Source organism: Streptomyces sp. NBC_01176, from assembly GCF_045039825.1.
Taxonomy (GTDB): Bacteria; Actinomycetota; Actinomycetes; order Streptomycetales; family Streptomycetaceae; genus Streptomyces.
In genome coordinates, this window is the sequence record NZ_CP108600.1 from 4,782,386 (window position 1) to 4,806,342 (window position 23,957).

The 23,957-nt window shown below is 69.0% G+C and carries 14 protein-coding genes and 1 tRNA gene; 9 read left to right on the plus strand and 6 right to left on the minus strand.

The genetic code is table 11. The features are described 5' to 3' along the window. Window positions 1-202 precede the first annotated feature (202 nt). From OG199_RS20545 to OG199_RS20560, 4 genes are all read left to right on the plus strand, one after another. A complete protein-coding gene (locus OG199_RS20545) occupies window positions 203-2,485 on the plus strand; it encodes a (Fe-S)-binding protein (protein WP_401806663.1) in 2,283 nt (760 codons plus the stop codon). Between the two features lie 301 nt (window positions 2,486-2,786). After that, window positions 2,787-4,292 (plus strand): FG-GAP and VCBS repeat-containing protein, encoded by a 1,506-nt coding sequence (locus OG199_RS20550; RefSeq protein ID WP_405830680.1) that lies wholly within the window; start codon window positions 2,787-2,789, stop codon window positions 4,290-4,292. A gap of 278 nt (window positions 4,293-4,570) precedes the next feature. Continuing rightward, complete coding sequence (locus OG199_RS20555) at window positions 4,571-5,599, plus strand: Yip1 family protein (protein ID WP_356803626.1); 1,029 nt, start codon at window positions 4,571-4,573, stop codon at window positions 5,597-5,599. A 275-nt stretch (window positions 5,600-5,874) separates the two neighbouring features. After that, complete coding sequence (locus tag OG199_RS20560; protein WP_405830682.1) at window positions 5,875-6,300, plus strand: hypothetical protein; 426 nt, start codon at window positions 5,875-5,877, stop codon at window positions 6,298-6,300. 161 nt (window positions 6,301-6,461) lie between these two features. On the opposite strand, the gene OG199_RS20565 is transcribed toward OG199_RS20560, so the two are convergent. Beyond that, window positions 6,462-7,151 carry a hypothetical protein gene (locus OG199_RS20565; RefSeq protein WP_405830684.1) on the minus strand — a complete coding sequence of 230 codons (690 nt, stop codon included), beginning with the start codon at window positions 7,149-7,151 and terminating at the stop codon, window positions 6,462-6,464. Window positions 7,152-7,696: 545 nt separating this feature from the next. Between OG199_RS20565 and OG199_RS20570 the strand changes: the two genes are divergently transcribed. After that, a complete protein-coding gene (locus tag OG199_RS20570; RefSeq protein ID WP_405830686.1) occupies window positions 7,697-10,288 on the plus strand; it encodes a helix-turn-helix transcriptional regulator in 2,592 nt (863 codons plus the stop codon). Between the two features lie 620 nt (window positions 10,289-10,908). Here the strand turns inward: OG199_RS20570 and OG199_RS20575 are convergent. The 3 genes from OG199_RS20575 to dcd form a co-directional block, all read right to left on the minus strand. Then, window positions 10,909-12,465, minus strand: a complete 1,557-nt coding sequence (locus OG199_RS20575) for a calcium-binding protein (RefSeq protein ID WP_405830687.1) — start codon at window positions 12,463-12,465, stop codon at window positions 10,909-10,911. A 440-nt stretch (window positions 12,466-12,905) separates the two neighbouring features. Then, window positions 12,906-13,415: a phosphoribosyltransferase gene (locus tag OG199_RS20580; protein ID WP_401806806.1), complete on the minus strand. Its 510-nt coding sequence runs from the start codon at window positions 13,413-13,415 to the stop codon at window positions 12,906-12,908. Between the two features lie 10 nt (window positions 13,416-13,425). Next, on the minus strand, window positions 13,426-14,001 hold the full coding sequence (gene dcd, locus OG199_RS20585) for a dCTP deaminase (RefSeq protein WP_266700445.1): 576 nt from the start codon (window positions 13,999-14,001) through the stop codon (window positions 13,426-13,428). A 514-nt stretch (window positions 14,002-14,515) separates the two neighbouring features. On the opposite strand from dcd, the gene OG199_RS20590 reads away from it, so the two are divergent. Together OG199_RS20590 and OG199_RS20595 are read left to right on the plus strand one after the other, a co-directional pair. Beyond that, a tRNA-Gly gene (locus tag OG199_RS20590) sits at window positions 14,516-14,589 on the plus strand. Window positions 14,590-14,827: 238 nt separating this feature from the next. Further along, window positions 14,828-17,878, plus strand: a complete 3,051-nt coding sequence (locus OG199_RS20595; RefSeq protein WP_405830688.1) for an FG-GAP-like repeat-containing protein — start codon at window positions 14,828-14,830, stop codon at window positions 17,876-17,878. Window positions 17,879-18,130: 252 nt separating this feature from the next. Here the strand turns inward: OG199_RS20595 and OG199_RS20600 are convergent, their stop codons facing one another. Both OG199_RS20600 and OG199_RS20605 read right to left on the minus strand, forming a co-directional pair. Next, window positions 18,131-18,676: a DUF4232 domain-containing protein gene (locus tag OG199_RS20600; protein ID WP_405830690.1), complete on the minus strand. Its 546-nt coding sequence runs from the start codon at window positions 18,674-18,676 to the stop codon at window positions 18,131-18,133. A 63-nt stretch (window positions 18,677-18,739) separates the two neighbouring features. Then, a protein-coding gene (locus OG199_RS20605) for an IS3 family transposase (RefSeq protein WP_405830692.1) occupies window positions 18,740-19,992 on the minus strand; the annotation gives its coding sequence in 2 pieces (ribosomal slippage) (window positions 18,740-19,710 and window positions 19,710-19,992; 1,254 coding nt in all). A gap of 627 nt (window positions 19,993-20,619) precedes the next feature. On the opposite strand from OG199_RS20605, the gene OG199_RS20610 reads away from it, so the two are divergent. Then, window positions 20,620-22,770: a protein kinase domain-containing protein gene (locus OG199_RS20610; protein WP_405830694.1), complete on the plus strand. Its 2,151-nt coding sequence runs from the start codon at window positions 20,620-20,622 to the stop codon at window positions 22,768-22,770. 318 nt (window positions 22,771-23,088) lie between these two features. Continuing rightward, on the plus strand, window positions 23,089-23,862 hold the full coding sequence (locus OG199_RS20615) for a polysaccharide deacetylase family protein (RefSeq protein ID WP_356808569.1): 774 nt from the start codon (window positions 23,089-23,091) through the stop codon (window positions 23,860-23,862). Window positions 23,863-23,957 lie beyond the last annotated feature (95 nt).

Here is a 23,957-nt window from a genome sequence, read left to right on the forward strand (position 1 = left end):
TGCCGCAGATAAGACGATCGGGTTTACGTGTCGACCTCGCGACCCCGGGAAGGGACACCCCCGTCAGGCAACCCTCAGCGACGCAGATCACCGCACCGCTGGCTACAGTGCGGCGCAAGAAGTGGGTAGTCTCAGACGGACTGCATAAGTTACCGCTTAGTAATCACACAAAGCCCCACCTCGCAGGCCCGAGGAGCCCCCAATGCAACTCGCCGCGATCATTGTGTCGCTGACCCTGACCGTGGTCGGCGTTGCGCTCATCGCCCGAGCCGTCGCGCAGATCTACCGGTTCATCAAGCTCGGCCAGCCCGTACCGGCCGGTTCCCGGACCGACGCCTGGAAAGCCCGCAGCATCACGCTGGCCAAGGAGTTCGTCGGCCACACCCGGATGAACCGGTGGGGGATCGTCGGCGTCGCGCACTGGTTCGTCGCCGTCGGCTTCCTGACCCTCGGCCTGACGATCGTCACGGCCTACGGTCAGCTGTTCAAGGCCGACTGGACGCTGCCCGTCCTCGGCGGCTGGCTGCCGTACGAGCTGTACACCGAGTTCATCGCGCTGTTCACGACGCTCGGCATCCTCGTACTGATCGCGATCCGGCAGCTGAACCGGCCGTCGAAGCCGGGCCGCAAGTCGCGCTTCGCGGGCTCCAAGACCGGCCAGGCCTACTTCGTCGAGGCCGTCATCCTCGTCATCGGCCTCGCCATCATGACCCTGCGCGGCCTGGAGGGCGCGCTCCACGGCGTCCACCACTACGAGGCCGCGTACTGGGCGTCGTACCCCCTGGTCGCCGCCTTCAAGGGCCTGAGCCTCGGCACCCTGCAGAACCTGGTCTACCTGACCGCGATGATCAAGCTCGGCGTCACCATGGGCTGGGCGATCACGGTCGGCCTCAACACCAACATGGGCGTCGCCTGGCACCGCTTCCTCGCCTTCCCGAACATCTGGTTCAAGCGGAACGCGGACGGCGCGACCGCGCTCGGCGGCCTGCTCCCGATGACCTCCGGCGGCAAGGACATCGACTTCACCGACCCCGGCGAGGACGACGTCTTCGGCGTCTCCCAGGTCGAGCAGTTCTCCTGGAAGGGCCTGCTGGACTTCTCCACCTGCACCGAGTGCGGCCGCTGCCAGTCGCAGTGCCCCGCCTGGAACACGGGCAAGCCGCTCTCCCCCAAGCTGCTGATCATGTCCCTCCGGGATCACGCGCACGCGAAGGCGCCCTACCTGCTCGCGGGCGGCGGCAAGGACATGGAGGGCAACGAGAAGGCCTCGGCCGAGGCCCTCGCGGACGTGCCCGCCGCGGCGCTGGCGGAGGCCGAACGGCCTCTCATCGGCACCGTCGAGGAGAACGGCGTCATCGACCCCGACGTGCTGTGGTCCTGCACCACCTGCGGCGCCTGCGTCGAGCAGTGCCCCGTCGACATCGAGCACGTCGACCACATCGTCGACATGCGCCGCTACCAGGTGATGATCGAGAGCGCGTTCCCGTCCGAGGCGGGCACGATGCTCAAGAATCTGGAGAAGAAGGGCAACCCCTGGGGCCTGGCCAAGAAGCAGCGGCTGGAGTGGACCAAGGAGGTCGACTTCGAGATCCCCGTCGTCGGCCGCGACATCGAGGACCTCACCGAGGTCGAGTACCTGTACTGGGTCGGCTGCGCCGGCGCCCTCGAAGACCGCGCCAAGAAGACCACCAAGGCCTTCGCGGAGCTGCTCCACATGGCGGGCGTCAAGTTCGCGATCATGGGCGGTGACGAGAAGTGCACCGGTGACTCCGCCCGGCGCCTCGGCAACGAGCCCCTGTTCCAGGAACTCGGCATGGAGAACGTGGCCGCGCTGAACATGGCGTTCGGCGAGGAGACGGACGACGAGGGCAACACCACGCCCGAGTCGAAGAAGCCGAAGTCGGCGAAGAAGATCGTCGCCACCTGCCCGCACTGCCTCAACACGATCGGCAATGAGTACCCGCAGCTCGGCGGCGACTACGAGGTCATCCACCACACCCAGCTGCTCCAGCACCTCATCGACGAGGGCAAGCTGCTCCCGGTCACCCCGGTCGAGGGTCTGATCACCTACCACGACCCCTGCTACCTGGGCCGCCACAACAAGATCTACACGCCGCCGCGCGAGATCATGTCCGCCGTCCCGGGCCTGCGCCAGCAGGAGATGCACCGCCACAAGGAGCGCGGCTTCTGCTGCGGTGCCGGTGGCGCGCGGATGTGGATGGAGGAGCGGATCGGCAAGCGCATCAACAACGAGCGCGTCGACGAGGCCCTGTCGCTGAACCCCGACATCGTCTCCACCGCCTGCCCGTTCTGCCTCGTCATGCTGACCGACTCGGTCAACGGCAAGAAGAACGACGGCAAGGCCAAGGAGTCCGTCCAGGTCGTCGACGTCGCGCAGCTGCTGCTCGACTCCGTCCGGACGCCGGTCGATCCGGCGGGGGCCGCGGAGGCCGAGAGCGAGCCGGAGCCCGAGCCGGTGAAGTAGCCCGGGCACGTCCCCTGAACGCCGGAGGAGCTGAGGACAGCGCCTCCGGCGTTCGCGTTCCCCCGCGGGCGCCGTCGCCGCGTCCGGTCCCGGGGACACGCTCCCACCCCGGGAGTCTCACGTCCCTCACGTCCCTCACAAGAAATCCGAACTCGCGTACAACCCTCCTGCCTGCCTGTGGGTCTCCTGTTCGCCGACCGATCATGAACACCGGGGCAACTCCCGGCGAACGTGGGCCGTCCGCACCCCATTGACTCGGAATGCCCGCCAGGCATTCCCGCATGCCGCAGGAGAACCCCGCATGCACAAGCAGCACCCGCACCACCCTTCCCGCGCGCTGCGGCTCGCCCTCGCGACGGCCACCGCGGCCGCGCTGACGGGCGGTCTGCTCACCATCGCGGCCACGACGGCCACGGCCGCCGACTCCACGACCGTCCCGGCCGCCGACTTCAACGGCGACGGCATCGGCGACGTCGCCTTCTCGGCGGCGGGCGCCTACGTGAGCGGCCACAAGACCGCCGGCCAGGTCGTCGCCCTCTACGGCACCGCCACCGGTGTGTCGGCCGCCAAGCGCTCCACGATCAGCCAGAACACGGCCGGGGTCCCCGGCACCGCCGAGGCCGGCGACGCCTTCGGCTCGGAGACGGCGTACGCCGACTTCAACGGCGACGGATACGACGACCTCGCCGTGTCCTCCCCGCACGAGAAGGTCGGCACCGACACCGACGGCGGCGGCCTCGCGGTCCTCTGGGGCTCCCCGAACGGCCTCACCGGCAAGGGCGTGAACATCGCCGACCCGGCCGCCTCCTCGCACGACATGTGGGGCAAGAACCTGGCCGCGGGCGACTTCGACGGCGACGGCAAGGCGGACCTGGCCGTCGGGAGCACGTCGAGCACCATCTACGTCTACAAGGGCGGCATCACCACGGGCGGAGCGGCCGGCCGCGCCCGCACCACCGTCAAGCCCCCGATCCAGTCCGGCGGCACCGCCCGCGGTCCCCTGAACCTGACCGCCGGCGACATCAACGGCGACGGCCGCACCGACCTGGTGGTCGACGGCTTCGAGACCAAGACCGACTACGGCTGGAACACGAACTACTACGTGCCCGGCACGGCGAACGGCCTGAACGTCTCCGCCGCGAAGACCCTGAAGACCGGCATCATCACGGCCATCGGTGACATCAACGGCGACGGCTACGGCGACATCGTCAGCGGCGCGCCCTGGGACAACACCAAGCTCAGCGACGGCACCACCCCTCCGGACTCCGCCTACGGCGGGAAGGTGAACATCACCTACGGCTCGGCGTCCGGTCCCGCCTCGACCACCGGGATCAGCCAGGACACCGGCAGCGTGCCCGGCACCGCGGAGAAGAACGACAGCTTCGGCTACGAGCTCGACCTCGGCGACATCAACCACGACGGCTACCAGGACCTCGTGGTCAGCACGGCGTACGAGGACATCGACGGCCACGCGGACGCCGGCATGGTCACCGTCCTGTACGGCTCCACGCACGGCGTCAACACCTCCTCCGGCGCGCAGGCCTTCACGCAGAGCACCCCGGGTGTCCCGGGCAACGACGAGAAGGGCGACCTCTTCGGCCTGGACGTCAAGCTCGACGACGTGACCGGCGACGGCAGGGCCGACCTCCTGGTGGGCTCGGACGAGAACTCCAGTGACGGCACGGTCACCTACCTCCCCTCCAACGGCACCAAGATCACCACGACCGGCTCCCGCTCCGTCTGGCCGGCCGACGCGGGCGTCTCGACCACGGGCACCCCGGGCTTCGGCGCCAACTTCGCGGACTGAGTCCGCGTTCGGCGAAGGGCGCGTTCCCCCGGAGGGCGTGGACCGTTCGTACGGCCCGCCCGACGCGACGCGTACGGCTCGCGTCACTCGTACGGCCCCTCGGACGACACCGCGCGCGCTGTCCCCGTCGCACGCGCATTCGCACGGCTCAGGCCGGGCCCGCACCCGCGGACCCGGCCTGAGCGCCGCCGCCTCCGTCCCCGCCGGGACATCCCTCACAAGGCTCCCGCGCGACCCCCGGAAAACCCCCATTCGGCCCTTGTGCGGCCCCTTAAGGGATGTCACAGCTCGGACCCAAACCCCGCTCCACGGGCCCCGGCCCGACACGTCACTGTGCGAGACCAGGTACGTTCGATTACGTGGCTGGATTCAGGATCGGGCGCGGCCGGGACAACCGGGCCCCGCAAGCGCGACCGCAACAACACCAACCGTCGTACGGGCAGCAGGCCCCACAGGGAGGCCGGGAGCCGTACGGCTACCCGCCCGCGCCCTCGCGGCAGCAGCCGTACGGGGGTCAGCCCTACGGCGGCGGGCAGCAGCCCTACGGCCGTGGACAGCAGGGCGGCGGACAGCAGGGCGGCTGGCCCCAGGCCGGCGGCCCCGGCGGCGGTGAGCCGGAGTACTTCGGCGACGGGCACCCGCAGCAGGGCCCGGACCCCTACGCGGCGAACAGCCCTGGCCACACCCAGGCCTTCTCGGTCGGCGAGGACCCGTACAGCCAGGGCGAGACCTACCGCGCGGGCCAGGCCGCGGCCCCGCCCGTGGGCCCCCGCCTGCACTGGAAGGACCTGCTGCGGGGCATCGTCACCAGCCCCAAACAGACCTTCCTGCAGATGCGTGACTACACGATGTGGGCCCCGGCCCTGATCGTGACGTTCCTCTACGGCCTGCTGGCGGTCTTCGGCTTCGACGGCGCGCGCGAGGACGTCATCAACGCCACGCTCTCCAACGCCGTCCCGATCGTCCTGACGACGGCCGTGGCGATCGTCATCAGCACGTTCATCCTGGGCGTGGTCACCCACACCCTGGCCCGCCAGCTCGGCGGCGACGGCGCCTGGCAGCCGACGGTCGGCCTCTCCATGCTGATCATGTCCATCACGGACACCCCGCGCCTGATCGTCGCCATGTTCTTCGGCGGCGACGCGTCCTTCGTCCAGCTTCTCGGCTGGGTGACGTGGGTGGCGGCGGGCGCCCTGCTCACCCTCATGGTCAGCAGGTCCCACGACCTCCCTTGGCCGAAGGCCCTGGCCGCGTCGGCGATCCAGCTGATCGCGATCCTGTCGATCATCAAGCTGGGCACGTTCTGACTAACGGCTGACGGCGGACGCGCCGCGATACGCACGAGAAAGGGGCCCTTCCCACGCCGCATGGCAACGGGAGGGGCCCCTTTTCTCGCTTCCTTCGAAGCGTCGACATCGTGAGGCCCGTCGTCACGTCCCGGCAGGCCGTACGCGGCTCCGGGGCTGTACGGGGGAAATGGCGGACCCCGCGAGCGTGCCTAGTAATCGTTCCACCACCGCCGTCGCCATCCTGTCCGGTGAGACTCAGGATGCGACAACGGGGACGATGAAAGGTTGGTCGAGTGAAGCTCACCAAGCGAATTGTCACGATCAGCGCTGCGACGACGGCGGCGGTTCTCCTCAGTGTCGGCGGCGCCCAGGCGCAGGGGGGCGGGGAATCCCTCCCGGTTCTCGGTGAAGCGTCACTCCTTCAGAGCCCCTACGCGGGCACGACCTTCAGCGGAACTCCGAACACCACGAACAATGACAGAGACGGGAACAACAACAACAATAACAACAACGGCAGGGGACCGAACAACAATAACAACAACAATGGCGGCACGAACAACAATAACAACAACATCGGAGGCCAGACCCGCGACAACGGAGGTCTCCTCTCAGTTCTGGGCATTACGCGACTCTTCAACTTCCAGGTCTGCTATCCGACGGGGCATGTCGGACAGAGAAACACTTCGGTAAATCAGAACATCAACTGCAATCAGAGCTGAGTCGACAGCCCGCCGCCTGAACGGCTGCACCGCAGCCTGAGCCCGGAATCCGGGCGCCGACGACGCGCTCCGGTGGCAGCCTTGCCCCGCAGCAGCAGGGCGCGCACGTGAAAGTCCGGAGGTCGGGTGACTTCATCCACCCGGCCTCCGGACTCTGAGATTCAGCCGTTGTTGTTGTTATTGTTGTTGTTCCCGCCTCCGCCGTTGTTGTTGTTATTGTTGTTGTTGTTCGCCCCTCCGCCGTTGTTGTTGTTGTTATTGTTGTTGTTCGCGCCTCCGCCGTTGTTGTTATTGTTGTTGTTGTTGTTCGCTCCGCGGCCTCCGTTGTTGTTGTTATTGTTGTTGTTCCCGCCTCCGCCGTTGTTGTTGTTATTGTTGTTGTTGTTCGCCCCTCCGCCGTTGTTGTTGTTGTTATTGTTGTTGTTCGCGCCCCCGCCGTTGTTGTTATTGTTGTTGTTGTTCGCTCCGCGGCCTCCGTTGTTGTTGTTGTTATTGTTGTTGTTCCCGCCTCCGCCGTTGTTGTTGTTATTGTTGTTGTTGTTCGCCCCTCCGCCGTTGTTGTTGTTGTTATTGTTGTTGTTGTTCCCGCGGCCTCCGTTGTTGTTGTTATTGTTGTTGTTGTTGGCTCCGCGGCCTCCGTTGTTGTTGTTGTTATTGTTGTTGTTCCCGCGGCCTCCGTTGTTGTTGTTATTGTTGTTGTTGTTCGCGCGACCCCGGTTGTTGTTGTTGTTGTTATTGTTGTTGTTGTTCGCCCGCCCCCGGTTGTTGTTATTGTTGTTGTTGTTGTCGCTCGGCGCCGTCGCGTGAGTTCCTGTGGGTGCCGGAGCAGCAAAGGCGACAGAGGGCACCATTGCGCCTCCCGCAGCCAGAGCAACCGACGCGGTCAGCATTGCAGCGCGCTTTGCGATCTTGTTGAGCATGATGGTCCCTTTCCGATGAGTGTGGGCCTTGCCGCCGATTCGCAGCCCATTTCGATTACGGAAGCAATTCTCCGTAATATGTGCCGCCAGCTCAGTGGGCCGATCTTGGCACGTCTACCACTCAACACTCCGGAATCTCATGGCTCGACAGACAACGGCAACATTTGTTTCGCATTGTGGCCGGATTTTCTGCCAGGGACATTTCGGAGGCGCGGTCGCGCGACATTCTCGGCGCGGGTCGGTTTGAGCCGCGAACCGGTAGACCCGGTTTCTGGAACTCCTTGGCCAGCATGCTCTGCCCCAGCCGAGGAAACATCGGGCGAACACCCCAACTTCCACCCGGGCACACCCCACGTCCCCTCCGGGCCCACCCCACATCCCCTCCGGCGTTCCGCGACGCCACCCCACCCGTCGACCCGTCCCGGCCGATCTGGATCTTTTGCGCGGCTCCGCCCACGGAGAGAAAATGGCTGGTGATGGACCTACTAGAGCGAGAGGCCGTGCTCCAGGACCTCGCCGGTCACCTGCAGGCGGCCGTGAGCGGACCTGGACGCCTCGCACTTGTGCGAGGCGAAGCCGGTATCGGCAAGACCACCGTCGTCCGCCATCTGGCCCAGCTGGCCGACCCCCGTATCAGGGTCCTGGTCGGCGCTTGTGACCCGCTGGCGACACCCCGCCCCCTGGGCCCCCTGATGGACCTGGCCCCGCGCCTGGGTCCGGCGGTGCGCACCGGCCTGACCGGGGCGCTGGCCGGCACCTGCCGTTCCGATGAGGTCTTCGACTGTCTGCTCGCCGACCTGAGCGCCGGTCCCAGCCTGCTGGTCGTGGAAGACGTCCACTGGGCCGACGAGGCCACCATGGACCTGCTGCGGCACCTGGCGCGGCGCCTGCCGAGCGTTCCCGCCCTGGTGGTGGCCACCTACCGGGACGACGAGGTCGGCCGCACCCACCCTTTGACCGCTCTCCTCGGCACTCTGGCGGGCTATCAGTGGGTGTACCGCCACGACCTGGCCCCCTTGAGCCGCCCGGCCGTGGCCCGGCTGGCCACCGGACACTCCGTCGACGTCGAGCAGCTGTACCACGTGTCCGCCGGCAACCCGTTCATCGTCACCGAGATCCTGGCCGCCCCCACCGAGACCATCCCGGCCACGGTGCGCGAGGCCGTGGCGGGCCGCCTGGCCGGACTCTCGGCCTCCGCACGCACGGTCGTCGACGTGCTGGCCGTCCTGGGGCACCGGGTCTCGCCGCAGCTGCTTGCCGGCGTCCTGCCGGCCCCGGAGGAAGCCCTCGAGGAGGCCGTGGCCTGCGGAATCGTACGCACCGACGGACAGGAGACCGAGTTCCGCCACGAGCTGACCCGACTCGCGGTGCTGGAGGCCGTCCCCGCCGCCTGCTGTCTGCGGGTACACCGGCAGGCGCTGGAGGCGATGCGGTCCGGCCCGGTCACCCCTGACGATCTGGCGCTGCTGGCCGATCACTCCGAGGCCGCCGGGGATCCGGCCGCCGTCCTGGAGTACGCGCCCGCGGCGGCCGCCCACGCCGCCGCGACGGGCGCGCACCGGGAAGCAGCCGTCCAGTACGCGCGCGCCCTGCGGTACGCCGACCGCCTGCCGCTCGACCGGCAGACGTCCCTGCTGGAAGGCCATGCGCAGGCCTGTCTCCTGTCGAGCCGACTGGACGAGGGGGCCGAGTCTCTCCGTGCGGCGGTACGGCTGCGCGGTGCGGCGGGCGACCCGCTGCGTGAGGGGGAGAACTTGCGTCGGCTGTCGTACTCGCTGTGGCCGGCCGGACGCACCGCCGAGTCGAGACAGACCGCCCTGGACGCGGTGCGGGTGCTCGAAGGGCTGGGACCGAGCCGGGAGCTGTCCTGGGCCTATCTGAACCTCTGCCGGCTGGCCTGCTACGAGCATGAGGCGGTGGCGGTGACCGCCGCCCACGCCGAGAAGGCGATCGCTCTCGGTGAGGACCTCGCCGACGCGGGGGTGGTCGTCCAGGCGCGCTTCCATGCCGCGGCGGCCCGGATGCTGAGCGAAGGGCGCGGCTGGGAGGACTGCGAACAGGCGGTGTCCAGCGCGATGGAGCAGGATCTGCCGGTGGACGCGGGCTCCTGTGCGCTCGTCCTGTGCTGGTTCGCCGCGCTGCAGCGTGACGTCGAGCGGACCACCGCGGCCGTGCGCCGGGCCGAAGCCCACTGCCTCGATCACGACCTGCTGTTCCACCTGTTGTGTACGAGGGCCTGGGGCAGCTGGGGGCTGCTCAACCGGGGCTCGTGGACCCAGGCGGCCGGTGCCGCGCAGGCGGTCCTGTCCCATCCGGACTCACCACCGGTCGCCCGGGCCCTGGCCCTGACCGTTCTGGGCCTGGCGCGCGCCCGCACGGGCAGGGGCCAGGTGTGGCCGCTGCTCGAGCAGGCCGCGGACCTGGTCGACGCGGACTGTCTGATGGCCACGGGCCTGGGGTGGGAGGCCCGGGTCGAGGCGGCCTGGCTGGCCGACGACCCCGAGCGGGTGCGGGCGGAGGCGATGCGCGGTCTGGACGCGTTGGCAGAGCGCAGCCATCCCTGGCTGTCGGGGCCGCTCGCCTGCTGGATCCGCCGCGCCGGAGGGACGCCCTCGCCGGTGCCTGCGGCCGAACCCCACGCGCTGGAGCTGGCCGGCGACTGGGCCGGCGCCGCGGCACGATGGGACGCGCTCGGCTGCCCTTACGACGCCGCGCTGGCCCGGCTCTCCGGTGACGGTCCCGCGCTGCACCAGGCCCTGGCCGCCTTCGAGGCCCTCGGCGCCCGGCCGGCCGTGGCGCGCACCCGCGCCGTGATGCGTACCCGGGGCGTCCGCCCGATCCGGCGGGGCCCGCGGGCGGCCACCCGGGCCAATCCGTACGGGCTGACCAACCGGGAGCTGGACGTCCTGAAGCTGCTGGACGAGGACCTGTCGGATGCCGAGATCGCGGCCCGCCTCTACATCACCCCCAAGACCGCCGGGCATCACGTCGGCGCGGTGCTGAACAAACTCGGCGTCCACACCCGCCACGAGGCCGCTCGTAAACTCCACGATTCCGACCGTCGATAGGGCGGCCCAGACCTGGCCTAGACCTGGTTCTCGTCCCGTCTTACGACGTTCCCGGGAAGCGGAGATCATCCGACACGCATCACCCCGGCGTGCGACAATGGGAACAAATCAGCGCACTCGCAGCTTGCTTCAGCTTTCAGGGTGATGAGAATGAAGAAAGCAGCCTTGCGGAGTGTCGGTCTGGCCGCGGCCTGCTGCTGTATGGCGTGGGGCGCATGGGGCGCCTCAGTGGGTGAAGCGGGCGCCCTTTCTCGGAATTCGCAGGCCGCATCCTCGAAGTCGGCACTCCAGTGTTATGCGACGCGCGGCAGTCCGAATGACGTCGTGTGCTACCGGAATTCTTGGAAGGCCGAGTTCCGGCACGGGGACGTGGTCTACATCCCCATTCTCATTCAGGTGCCCGCGCCTTCGCATCCGTCGTCCGTGACGCTCGTCGACGGGCTGGACGACATACGTCCGAGCGGCGCGAGTCCCGGCTGACTCATCGACGCTTTCCCGAAGACTGCTCGGCCGACAGTCGGAGCACGTCCCTCGACGGCGTGTTCGGGCCCCCCGCCCCACGTACGGGAGGCCGAACACTCCAGGCCGGCTCTATGACGGCGGTGGCCCGAATACCCGGTTCAGACAGTGCAGCCGGGGCCGCTGAGGGGGCGGACGCAGACGTTGAGCGAGGCGCCGCCGTTGTTGGTGTTCGTGCCGGGGCCGCCGTCGAGGACGTCAGGGCCGTTGCCGCCGAAGAGGGTGTCGTTGCCGTTGGCGCCCCTGAGGGTGTCGGCGCCGTCCTGGCCCTCGATGCGGTCGTTGCCGTCGCCGCCGCTCAGGACGTCGTTGCCGTCGCCGCCGCACAGGAGGTCGTTGCCACCGCGGCCGTCGATGACGTCGTTGCCGCCGAGGCCGAAGATGACGTCGTCACCGGGGGTGCCGATCAGCAGGTCGGCGCGGTTGGTCCCCACGATGGTGGGTGTCGCGTTGGCACAGGTGAGGGCGGCGGCCGGACGGACGGTGATCGTGAACAGTCTTGAGGCCGGGGGCACGTCGGGGTCGGGGTCGGTGGCTGTCACGGTGAACGTGTACGTGCCGGTCGTCGTCGGAGTACCGGAGATCACTCCGCTCGTCGGGCTGAGGGTCAACCCGGGAGGCACGGAGCCGCTGGTGACCGCGAAGGTGGGGGCTCCGGTGCCGCCGGCGGTCTGCAGCGTGGTGGAGTAGGCGACGTTCTGGGTGGCGTCGGGGAGCGGGCTGGTCGTGACGAAGGCCAGATCCTGGATCGTGTAGCTGATCGTCACCAGGCCGTTGGCGCCGGGGGTTCCGATCGGCGAGGCGCTGTACGTGGTGCCCGTTCCCGTGGGGGTGGCGAAGCTGCTGCCCCCACCACCGCTCCCCCCGCCGACCGCACCACCGGTGGTGGCGGATGCGCCACCACCGCCGCCCCCGAAGTAGCCGCCTCCGCCGCCTCCGCCGCCACTGACGACGAAACCGGTACCGCAGCCGGAGTAGTTGCCGCCGGCACCTCCCGTGCCGACCGTCGCACCGGAGAACCCACCCCCGGCGTCGCCGGCCTGGCCCGTGCAGGACCCGGCGACGGCTCCCGCGCCGCCCGTACCTCCCGCGCCGGTGGTGCCCCCGCCACCGCCGCCCCCGGGCGAACCGCCGAGACTCCCGCCCGTGCCTCCGGCGGTGCCGTCGGGGGTTCCGCCATTGCCTCCCTGCGTGGGGAGATTGCGCCCCCCGCCGCCGCCTCCTCCACCCGCTACCACGAGCAGGCTTCCGCCCGTCGCCACGCTCGACGCCCCGCCCCCGCCCGAGCCGGTAGACAGGGGAGTCGTGGTTCCGTTTCCGCCGGCACCTCCGCCGTTGTAGCCACCGGCGCCCCCGCTGTTGGTGCAGGATGCGCCGCCGGCACCCCCCACATTGACGGTGACGACCGTCGGGGTCGCGGAGGCCGGAAGCGTGCTGACCACCCGCGCCCCGGTACCACCGGTCCCTCCATTGGGGCAGGTTCCGCTGACGGCGCTGCCGCCGCCGGCGCCGTCAGCGGTGATCGTCGCCACCGCGTTCGCGGGGATGGTGAGACTCTGCGGGGCACCCGTGAAGGTGAAGGTCTGATCGATGTCGACCGCACGACGGGACGCCGTGGCCGCCGCCACCGGAGCCGTCCCGAGACCGAACAGGACCACGCACAGGGCTGCCGCGGCGCCCGCGCTGCACCACCGCCGGCCAGTGCCGGGCCTCCCACGCCGTCGCCCCGCACCCGCGATCAAAGAGGGTCGCGCAAGTCTCTCGTTCACCGATCTCTCCCGGTTCCTCGGTGTCAGCCCTGTCAGCACCCGCGCGCGGTCAGCAGCAGGCCGACGCCTCCCTACCTCACAGTGCGCGCAGGCGCACTCTATGTGACAGAAAGAACCACAAAGTGCAATAAGTCCTTTTTGCGCACCTTTCGAGCGTTTCTGGCATGCCCCTGCCCGGTCAGGCGACGACATTTCTCCGCACCCGCCCAGAAGCGCGCCTACGGATCAGAAGGTCTCATCACTCCTGACAGCACCAGGGCCCCTCGGTGATCAACCGAGGGGCCCTGGTAGGTCCGCTGCGCGCCCGGCAGCGTGCGCGTCGTCACGCGTCAGAGCGCTTCCAAGTTCTCCCTGGGGGCCTCTCCCGACCTGTGCACTGGAGGCAGAACACTCCACGGGAAGTTGATCCACGAGTCGGTCCGCTTCCACACGTACTCGCACTTCACCAGCGAGTGGGGCTTCTCGTAGATCACGGCGCTGCGGACCTCGGCGACGGTGTCGACGCAGAAGTCGTGCACGAGCTTGAGCGTCTTGCCGGTGTCGGCGACGTCGTCCGTGATCAGGACCTTCTTGTCGGAGAAGTCGATCACGTTGGGGACGGGGGCGAGCATGACGGGCATCTCGAGGGTGGTTCCGACGCCCGTGTAGAACTCGACGTTCACCAGGTGGATGTTCTTGCAGTCGAGGGCGTACGCGAGGCCGCCCGCGACGAAGACACCCCCGCGCGCGATGGAGAGCACTATGTCCGGCTCGTACCCGTCGTCGGCGATGGTCTGGGCGAGTTCGCGGACGGCGGTCCCGAACCGCTCGTAGGTGAGGTTCTCGCGCGCTTCGGTCATGGTCACGCCCTCACACCTGGGTCCGGTGGAAGTTGAGGAAGGACCGGGAGGCGGTCGGGCCGCGCTGCCCCTGGTAGCGGGAGCCGTACCGGTCGCTGCCGTAGGGGAACTCGGCCGGCGAGCTGAGCTGGAACATGCACAGCTGCCCGATCTTCATGCCCGGCCAGAGCTTGATGGGCAGCGTCGCCAGGTTGGACAGCTCCAGGGTCACGTGCCCGGAGAAACCAGGATCGATGAACCCCGCCGTGGAGTGCGTGACGAGGCCGAGCCGCCCGAGGGAGCTCTTGCCTTCGAGCCGCGAGGCGAGGTCGTCGGGCAGCGTGATGACCTCGTACGTACTGGCGAGGACGAACTCCCCGGGATGCAGGATGAACGGCTCGTCGCCCTCGGGCTCGACCAGCCGCGTCAGATCCGCCTGCTCGATGGAGGGGTCGATGTGGGGGTAGCGGTGATTCTCGAACACCCGGAAGTAGCGGTCGAGCCGCACGTCGATGCTCGACGGCTGCACCATGGATTCGTCGTAGGGGGCGATCCGCACCCGTCCGGCGTCGATCTCGGCCCGGATGTCCTTGTCTGAGAGAAGCACGCCCCGAGGATACGCGTGGGGCTGCCCACAATTGTGGACAGCCCCACGTCTACCTCCTGCTGAGACCACTCAGCACCTTCCGCTACCGGTTCTCCAACGCCACCGGAACGACGTTCCGCAGCCGCGCGCACCGCGGACACCGGATCAATCGACCGGGTCCGAGCCGCTCGGCCTTCTGCATCGGGAACGTAGTGGTGCTGAACACGTGCCCCTCGGCACATCGGACGACGGTGCGCTCCATCAAGTCCACAGAGTCCCTTCCCCAAGAGCCTTCGTCAGGCACTGGCGTGGCCGACGACGAAAGCCACATTACGGGATCAATGGGACGGTCCTCCAGGCGGCACTCCGACCCCGCCGGGACCCTCCCTCACGCCTCCACCGTACGCCCCAACTCCGTTCCCCCGCAGCCGTGTCCACTCCCCGAAACGCACACCGGCCCCGCGGCTTCAGCGCCGGGGGCCAGGCATGAGGTAGAGTGAGCGGGCATTCGACACCGGCCTGGCCGGCGTCTTACGCGGGTGTAGTTTAGTGGTAGAACATCAGCTTCCCAAGCTGAGAGTGCGAGTTCGATTCTCGTCACCCGCTCCATGTGAACCGATGAAACCCCCAGGTCGATGACCCGGGGGTTCTTTGTTGTGCGCGGTGATCAGTCGCCGCCACCACACCACCCGACCCGCAGGTCATGCGCAGGTAAAGTGCTACGATCCGGCCACTCGCCTGGGGGGGTGTCTGAACGTCACGTGTGCCGCGCGTCCATGACCTGCGGCTTCGTGGCGCGCGTACCAGCCTCTCCAAGCCTTCGCCCACCACCCCGGAGAGGTCCTGCATGGGCAGACGTGCGCTCGTACGAGGCGCCACCGCCGCCGCTGTTTCCTTCACGCTCGCCCTCGGGCTCGGCCCGTTCACGGCCGCCAGTGCGCAAGGGAAGACGGTCACCGGAGAAGTGGTCGTGCCGGCCACCACATCCATGGTTCCCCGGACGGGTCTGCTGAGCGCGGGGCCCTCGGGGTTCCTCCGGTACGAGGAGGGCCGTGGCCAGCTGTGGACGACGTACGACGGTGTCGACACCGTCGTCGACGCCTCGGGCACGGACGCGTACGGCGTGACGAGTGCCGGCGCGGGTTCGGACGTCGTCGCACACCTCGACAGCTCCGCCCGGGTCGTGACCCTGCGGAACATGACGTCAGGTCAGGTCGGTACGGTCGCGTTGCCCGAGGGGCACCGCTACTTCAGCACGCTCGGTTCGACGGTCGTCACGACGACGGGAACCCCGGGCGACTCCCAGTGGCACCTGCTCGACGCTCGGGACGACGGCACCCTCTCCGACCGCACGGTGGAAGGCGTGCCCTCCGGCGTCGTCACGGAGTCCGCCGCCGGGCTGGGCGACGCGCGCGGACAGGTGGTGCAGTACCGGAAGGGCGACAACGACGTCACCGGCTGGCTCGACATCGAGCAGGCGCGCTTCACCGCCCTGCCGTACACCATGCGGGCGTGGTACTACCTGGTCGCGCTCAGCCCCACCCACCTGGTGTGGTTCGACAACGGCACCCTGTACGTCGCCTCCCGCCAGAACCCGGCCGCCGCCCTGCGGACCGTGGCGGTCGGTGACATCGCGCAGGTGCTGGGCATGGTCGGCGACACCGTGATCGTGTCCCGGTACGACCGCTCCCTGGGCAGCAGCGACACCTACCGCGCCGTCTCGCGCGTGGAGGCCGTCCCCCTCGACGGCTCCGCGCGCCGGACGCTGCTGGCCCGGACGTCCCGGGGCGCCGTGGCGACTCCGGACGGCGGGCTTCTGGTGGCGGGCGGCGCCGACACGGACCACTGGGGCGTCTCCCTCGTCGAGGCCGCCGCGGGCGGCGGGGTCACCGTGCGCCGGATCGCGGACGCGTACCCGCAGAAGACCGCCCACACGGTCTCTCAGCTCACCTTCGCCCAGGGCCGGCTGACCACCGTGGAGCTGGACCCCGTGGGTGACTGGTCGTACCTCCACACCCGGGAGACCGGCGTGGCCGGCTCCCCCACGGCAGGGGCGCGCACCCCGCGCGGCCGCATCGTGCTGGAGGACTACGCGGGAGGTCGCCCGCGTCTCCTCGACACCGGCGACGGCCGGACGGTCGTCTCCGGTTTCGGCACGAGCGCCGCACAGCAGCCCCGGCTCCTCGAGTCCACCCAGTCGCTGCCCGGCACCCGGATCGACAGCTCCCGCAGCTACCAGACGGCGACCGCAGCGAACGGCCGCTTCGCCGCCCTGGCCAGGCCGTACGACAGCGCCGGCAAGATGGAGACCCGGATCGTCGACCTCGACTCCGGGCGCACGGTGTTCACGACGACGGAGAGCGTACGGGCGATATGGGGCACCACCGTGTGGGTGATGTCCGGCAACGACAGCGTGGTCCCCTACGACCTGCTGACCGGGAAGCAGGGCGAGCCCGTGTGGTTCGGTCGCGGCTGCCTGCTGAACGACTTCCAGGCGGTCGGCCGGTGGCTGCTGTGGAACTGCGTGCTCAACTCGGAGGGCCAGGGCGTCTACGACACCGTCACCAAGCGGAATGTGACGCTCGTGCAGGGTTCGGGCTGGGAGCAGGCGCAGCTCGGTGACGGCTTCGTCGCGACGGCCGCGGCCGGACAGCTCAAGGTGATCGACGTGCGCGGCGGGACACCCGTGGCGCACACCGCCGGGCAGTTCGAGGGCAACGCCTGGGACGTCGACCCGTACACCGGTGTGATCGCCCAGCTCCGCTCCGACAACTCCATCCGTCTGACCGCAAGCGACGTGCCCGTCTCCGCACTCGCCCAGCGCGACGCCACCGTCGCCGCCTCGATCGACGTCAAGGGCGGCAGCGCGCAGTGGGCCCCGAAGTGGTGGCTGAACAAGCCGGCGGCCTCCTGGACCCTCGCGATCGGCGACCAGGCCGGTAAGACCGTACGCACGCTCACCGGCGCTCTGACGCGCGGTGTGGTGAGCCCGGCCTGGAACGGCAAGGACGGCTCCGGCCGGCTGGTGCCCAACGGCGCCTACACCTGGAAACTGACCGTCACCCCCGCGGACGGGCAGGGCGCGGCGCTGACGAGGACGGGTTCGGTCAAGGTCACCGGAGCCGCCGCGGTCCGCCGCGACTTCGTCGGGTCGGACGGCTTCGGCGAGCTGGTGACGCTCAACAGCTCGGGCGGGCTGACGTACCAGTACGGGACGGGCAAGGGAACGTTCACCGGCAAGGTGACGGGCTCCGGGTGGCCGACGACGGTAAAGGCGGTGCCCTTCGGCGACCTGAGCGGCGACCGCTGCAACGACGTGCTCGTGCGGTTCAGCAGCGGTTCGCTGCGCGCCTACCGGCCCGCGTGCGGGGCGGCGGTGACGCCGTCCACCGCGTACACCTCGCTGGGCACGGGCTGGAACCAGTACGACGTGCTGACCTCGCCCGGGGACGTCAGCGGCGACGGCCGGGCCGACCTGATCGCCCGCCAGTCCTCGACCGGCGACGTCTACCTCTACAAGGCGACGAGCACGGGCACGTTCTCCGCGAGAGTGAAGATCGCGTCCAAGTGGACGGGGTACAAGAAGGTCGTGGGAGCCGGTGACCTCAACGGCGACGGTCACGGTGACCTGCTGGTCCAGGACAAGTCGAACGAGCTGTGGCGCTACAACGGCACGGCGACCGGCACGTTCAAGGCCCGCGTGAAGGTTTTCAACGACTGGGGCTCGTCGTACAACGTGATCGTGGGCGTGGGAGACATCACGGGCGACGGCAGGGCTGACCTGGTCTCCCGCGACACCTCCGGCAACGTCTGGCGCAACAACGGCACCGGCACGGGTTCCTTCGGCGGCCGTACGAAGATCGCCACCGGCTGGCAGGGATACAAGGGCTTGTTCTGAGCCCGGCTTCACCGCCGCACGACGGGCCCGGACGACACGTTTCGTCCGGGCCCGTTCCATGCCGAACGCCAGCCGTCCTCGGGCACGAACAGGCTCTCGGCGACACCCACCCCGACATCGAAGAAAACCGCGCTGATCCCTCAGCTCTCCGCCATCACTCGGACAGCACTCCGACAGCACTCCGACAATGATCGGCGGCAGGAAATCGCGGCCTGAATCGACGCGTTGGACCGGCGGCGGGCGCCCGGGCGGCTACCAGGTGAGGGCGTCCGTCGCGTTGTCCTGCCAGTAGGTGACGGTGGCGGTGCTGTTGAAGAAGACACCGCCCTTCGGCAGCTTCAGGGTCTTCTCCCTGCCGGTCGCGTCGCCCTTCCTGTCCGCGAAGAACACGCCCAGGGTCTTCGCCTTGGCGCCGCCCTCGCCGTCGGGGGTGGACGTCGTGATGCCCGCGTACGCGGACCGGCCGGGCTTGAGCGTCACCACGGCCTGCGGCGTGGTCTCCTCGGCCCACGGCAGCGGCGCCTGGGCGTCAGCGCCGGCCCTCAGGTAGGGGGCGATGTAGGCGTAGCAGGGCTTGCTGCCGGTGTTGGTGGCCTTGACCAGCAGGTGGTTGATCGGGCGGGACACCTCGGTGACGGTCAGCTCGGTGTTCGCGGTGGTGCAGGTGACGACCGAGGGCGCCTTCTTGGCGGCGGCGGAGGCCGTCTGCCCGGTGGCCTGGAAGCCGGCGAGCGTGAGCGCGGCGACGACCAGGGAGGAGGCGGCCGCGCGGGAGACGAAACGAGTGGCGATGGGCATGGCTGGACTGCTTTCTCTGAATATCAGGAATATGATTGAACCGTTCCGGGTTTGATCGAGACTCTAGATCTTGACTGTGACCTGGTGTTTTGCGGTCTTGCTGTAGTAGTTGGTTTCGTATTCGACGGGTGGGATGTGCCCGATCTCACCGTGGAGTCGGCGGTGGCAGTACCAGTCGACCCACTCGGCGGTGTCCAGTTCGACCTCGGAGAGAGTCTTCCAGGGGCGGCGGGGCTTGATCAGCTCGGTCTTGAACAGGCCGATCGTGGACTCCATCAGGGAGTTGTCGTAGGCGTCACCGACCGACCCGATCGACGCGGCGATGCCCGCCCGGTCGAGGTGCTCGGCGAGCGCGAACGACGTGTACTGCGACCCGGCATCGCTGTGATGTATCAACTCGCCTTTCCTGTGCGGGTGTTGGTCTCGGTCGCGTTGCCACAGGGCCATCTCGAGGGCGTCCAGGACGAGGCGGGTCTCCTTTGATGTGGCCGCTGACCAGCCGACGATGCGGCGGGAGAAGGTGTCCACGACGAAGGCGACGTAGACGACTCCGGACCAGGTGCTGACGTAGGTGAAGTCGGCGACCCAGCAGCGGTTCGGCGCCGACGCGACGAACTTGCGGTCCAGCAGGTCCGGTGCCCGCTCGACGGCAGTGTCAGGGCTCGTGGTGATGACCTTTTTTCCGCGGATGGCGCCGGCGATACCGAGTTCCCGCATCAGGCGTTCGACGGTGCACCGGGCCACGACGTGGCCTTGGCGGTGCAGCTCACGCCAGACCTTCCTGGCGCCGTAGACACGGAAGTTGGCCGCGTGGATCTCGGTGATCAGCATCTTGAGGGCGGTATCCCGCACCTGCCTGGCCGAGGGCGCGGCCGCGCGTTTCTTCGCCGCGTAGTACGTGGAAGGGGCGATCTTGCAGTCGTGCTCGGTGAGCACGCGGCAGATCGGCTCGACACCGCCGAAGCGGGCCCGGTGCTCGTCGATGAACGCTACGAGCGTGTGTGTGGCCGGTCGAGCTCGGCCGCGAAGAAAGACGCCGCGGCCTTCAAGATGTCGTTGGCTCGCTTCAGCTCGGCGATCTCTTTCTTCATCGCTTTGATCTGCGCGGATTCCTCTGTGGTCGTCCCTGGACGCTGTCCGGAGTCGATCTCGTCCCGCTTCACCCAGTTCCGCAGTGTCTCGGCCGAGCCGATGCCGAGTTTCTGGGCGACCGCCCTCAGCGCGGCCGACTCGTTCGGGTAGTCACCGCGGACCTCGGCGACCATACGGACCGCTCGTTTGCGCAGCTCAAGGGGATAGGAGGAAGGGCGTGCCATGACTCAATCCTTTCACGGAATCGAGTCTCCACTGAACCCGGAACGGTTCAGATCTTCCGTTTGCGGGCTGTGCCGCTCGGTCCTGTCCTGGTCGTGCTGCATGTGGTGTGCCCCGCCGCTCCTGGAGCGCGGGCCATGAACACGCAGTCGTACGGGGCCGATCACCGGGTCAGGCGGGGCGCCGCGTTCGGACGACCCAAGCCTGTGCCATGCAGCGTTCCATCAGCCATTCCTGTCGGGATTTCGGGATGCTGGAACGCCCGCACCACCTCTGAACTGCACAAACGCGGTCTTCCTGGGATGCCGAATGGAATGGAGGACCGTGGGGAACGGCTGACGAGACCGCCGGCTCCCGCGAAACGGGCACACGTGAACACCTCGAAGCACACCGGCATCGACCTCGACTCAACCTCGACCTCGACTCGGCATCGGCATCGGCTCGACCTGGGCCCGACCTCGACATCGCTCGGACGGGCGGGAGTTGAGCCCTCGTCTGGATGGATGACCCGTCGCACGACCCGGGGGCACAGGGACATCGGTGCGTGACAGGCGCGCCTCCGTCTCCGGAGCGGCAGGCCCTACTCTGATCCCCGTGAGGCAGGCAGGCGCTGGGAAGGATGATCGGCGATGACGCCCCTGAGCACCGGGGACCCCGAGTCCATAGGCGGGTACACCCTTCTCGGTCGGCTCGGGGCGGGCGGCATGGGAGTCGTCTATCTGGGGGTCTCCGCCTCGGGACGGCAGGTCGCGGTCAAGCTCGTGCGCGGGCCGTACGCCCAGGAGGAGGAGTTCCGGACGCGCTTCCGGCAGGAGATCGAGGCAGCGCGCAGAGTGAGCGGCGCCTTCACCGCGCCTGTCGTGGACGCCGACCCGGACGCCGACCAGCCGTGGATGGCGACCCTCTACATACCGGGGCTCAACCTCGCCGAGGTCGTGCAGAAGAACGGCCCGCTGAGTCAGCGGGATTTGCGCGCGCTGGGGCTGGGGCTCACCGAGGCGCTGCGCGACATCCAGCGGGCGGGCCTGGTGCACCGGGACCTCAAACCGGGCAACGTCCTCATGACCGAGGGCGGGCCGCGTGTCATCGACTTCGGCATATCGCGGGCCTCCGACCACCAGAGCTTCACCACGACCGGGCGGATGATCGGCACTCCGCCCTTCATGTCACCGGAACAACTGGCCTCTCCCCGGGACGTCACCCCGGCCTCGGACGTGTTCTCACTGGGGTCGCTGCTGGTGTTCGCGGCCGTCGGCACGGGACCGTTCGACGCCGACAGCCCGTATATAACCGGCTATCAGGTGGTGTTCGGAACCCCGGACCTCGACGGCGTGCCCGCAGCGCTCCTGGACATCGTCGAGCGCTGCCTGGACAAGGACCCGCTCGCACGCCCGGAACTGACGGACATACACCGCATGCTCCAGGCGCTGCCGGACTCCGACGCCACCGGGTCCCCGATGGCCGAGCAGTCCGCGAAACCCCCGCGCCGCCCCACTTCTCGGAGCACGGCCACCACCTCCGCGGGCGCCGCGACCGGCATCGGCACGGGCAAGCGGCGCCGGGCCCGGATGCTGCTCACCGGCCTCGGCGCGGTGCTGGCCGTCACGGCGCTGAGCATCGGGGCGGGTGTCTTCGTGTCCGATTCGGGCACCGCCACCGCCACCGGCACCGGCACGGCCACCGCCCGGGCCGCGTCACTGCCCGACGGCTGGCGGCCGTGGCGGACGAAGCTGCGGTACGACGTGAAGGGTGTCCCTCTCGACTACGACAGCCCTGGATGCCTGACGGAGGGGACCGCCCTGTTCTGTGGCGGTACGGGTTTCACGGCCGCCAGGATCGACGCGGCCTCCGGCCGCACCCTGTGGCGGACCGGCACCCGCCCTCAGGGGGCACAGCCGGTCGGCGTTCGCGACGGGCTGGTCTACATGTACGAGGTTCCGGACGACAGGAACAGGCGCGTGGTGGCCCTCGACGCCGCGACCGGGCACCGGCGGTGGCAACGCGACATCAACCCGTCCGAGGACGCGGTCCTGTACGACGGCGGACTGCTGACCCTGTCTCACGACTACTCGACGTTCGTGGCCTATGGGCCTTCCGGCAAGGAACTGTGGCGGGCGCCCTCGCTGGACGAGTACTGCACTCCGGCGGCGCTGGGAGGCGTGCCCTACGCCCTGTGCTCGAAGGGCAACGAGCCCGGCCGGACCCCGGTCGAACTCATGAGACTCGGACCCGGCAGCCTGACCGAAGCGGCCACACTGCCCAAGAAGGCGGAGGCGCTCGGCGCTGTCGGCGGGCAACCCCTGTTCCTCGCCCCCCAGACCGCGAAGGACGTGTACGAAGCCGGGTACGAACGGCCGTACAACGCACTGCTGCGGGTGGCCCCGGAGACCGGACAGGTCAGACGGATACCGCTGGCGCATCCGCTGACCGGCGCGGCCACCCTCGTGGACGGCGTCGTCTACTTCGTCCGGTCCGACGGGTCGGTCACCGCGGTGTCGGCGGACAGCGGCAGACGACTCTGGCAGAAGACGACGGACATGGAGAGTCTGTCCGCACCCGCGGTGTCGCCGACGTACAAGCGGGTCTATTTCTCCAACCGCTTCGGCCGTCTGCTGGCACTGGACAGCCGTACCGGAGCGGAGGTCTGGCGCACCTCCGCACTGGACGACCCCGGGGACAAAGTGCAGAGCTACCCGCCGCGCGTGCTGCTCGTCGAGGACGCGGTCGTGGCGATGGCCGGCTACACGCTCTTCTCCCGGAGTCCTGACGGGCCCAACTGATCCCGCGCCCGCAGGTGTTCCACCACAGCGGAACCGTCCGGCCCCCGCGCAACACCCCCATGTGGTGCGTGCCCAAAGCGTGCCCCCAAAACCGGACGACCACGGTGAGCAGCGGCACGAAACCAGCCCTTCAAACTGCACCACCAGGCCGACGACCCGGGGTTCTCCGGGGTCCGGGGCCGGTCCGGTTGTCCGAGAACTCCTCCGGGATTGTCCGTGATCGGTAACGGACGCATCCCGCGGCCGGGATCCTTCGTCCTGCCAAGTGGTCGCGACACGACCGGGGATCGACGGGGCACTGGCGAAAGCGGGGCGGACATGGCACGGCACGGCGGGACGCGGGGCTGGTACGGCAAGGTGGTCGGGGCGGCACTCGGGGTGACGGTGTTCGCCGTCGGTGCCTCGTTGTGGACCGCGCAGGCCGGTGCCGTGGGCGCCCCCTCGTCGAAGGCGACCGCGCCGGCCGCGCGGAGCAGTGCCGTCAAGACGGTCGCGGTGACCATCGCGCACGCCTCGGACAAGGGCGCGCGCGGCGTCAACATCACCATCGACGACGGGCCCGACCCCGAGTGGACCCCCCAAGTGCTCGACGTGCTGCGGGAGTACGGGGTGAAGGCCACGTTCTGCATGGTGGGGACGCAGGCGCAGGCCCACCCGGACCTCGTGAAGAAGGTGGTCGCGGCCGGGCACCGGCTGTGCGACCACACGGTGTCGCACGACACCACCATGGACAAGAAGTCCCCGGCCTACCGGTCCCAGCAGATCCTCGACGCCGAACGCATGATCACCAAGGCGTCCGGGGGCGTACGGCCGATGTACTACCGGGCCCCCGGTGGCGCCTTCACCCCCGACAGCCGCAAGCTCGCCGCCTCCCGGGGGATGCGCCCGCTGGGCTGGAACGTGGACACCAAGGACTTCGAGCGGCCGGGCACGGACGCCATCGTCGCCACCGTCCAGCGGGAGCTCCCCAACGGGCCGACGCTCCTCTTCCACGACGCGGGAGGCGACCGCTCCCAGACCGTCGAAGCGCTGCGCCGGGTCCTGCCCTGGCTCAAGGGGCAGGGCTACTCCTTCGGCTTCCCCGTGCGCTGAGCGAGTCGAGCAAGCCACCGGCGCCGGCGAGCCACCGGAGCCGCCGGCCCTGACCGGTGCCCGGGTCCACCCCCGCCCTCCCTCGGGTACCCCCG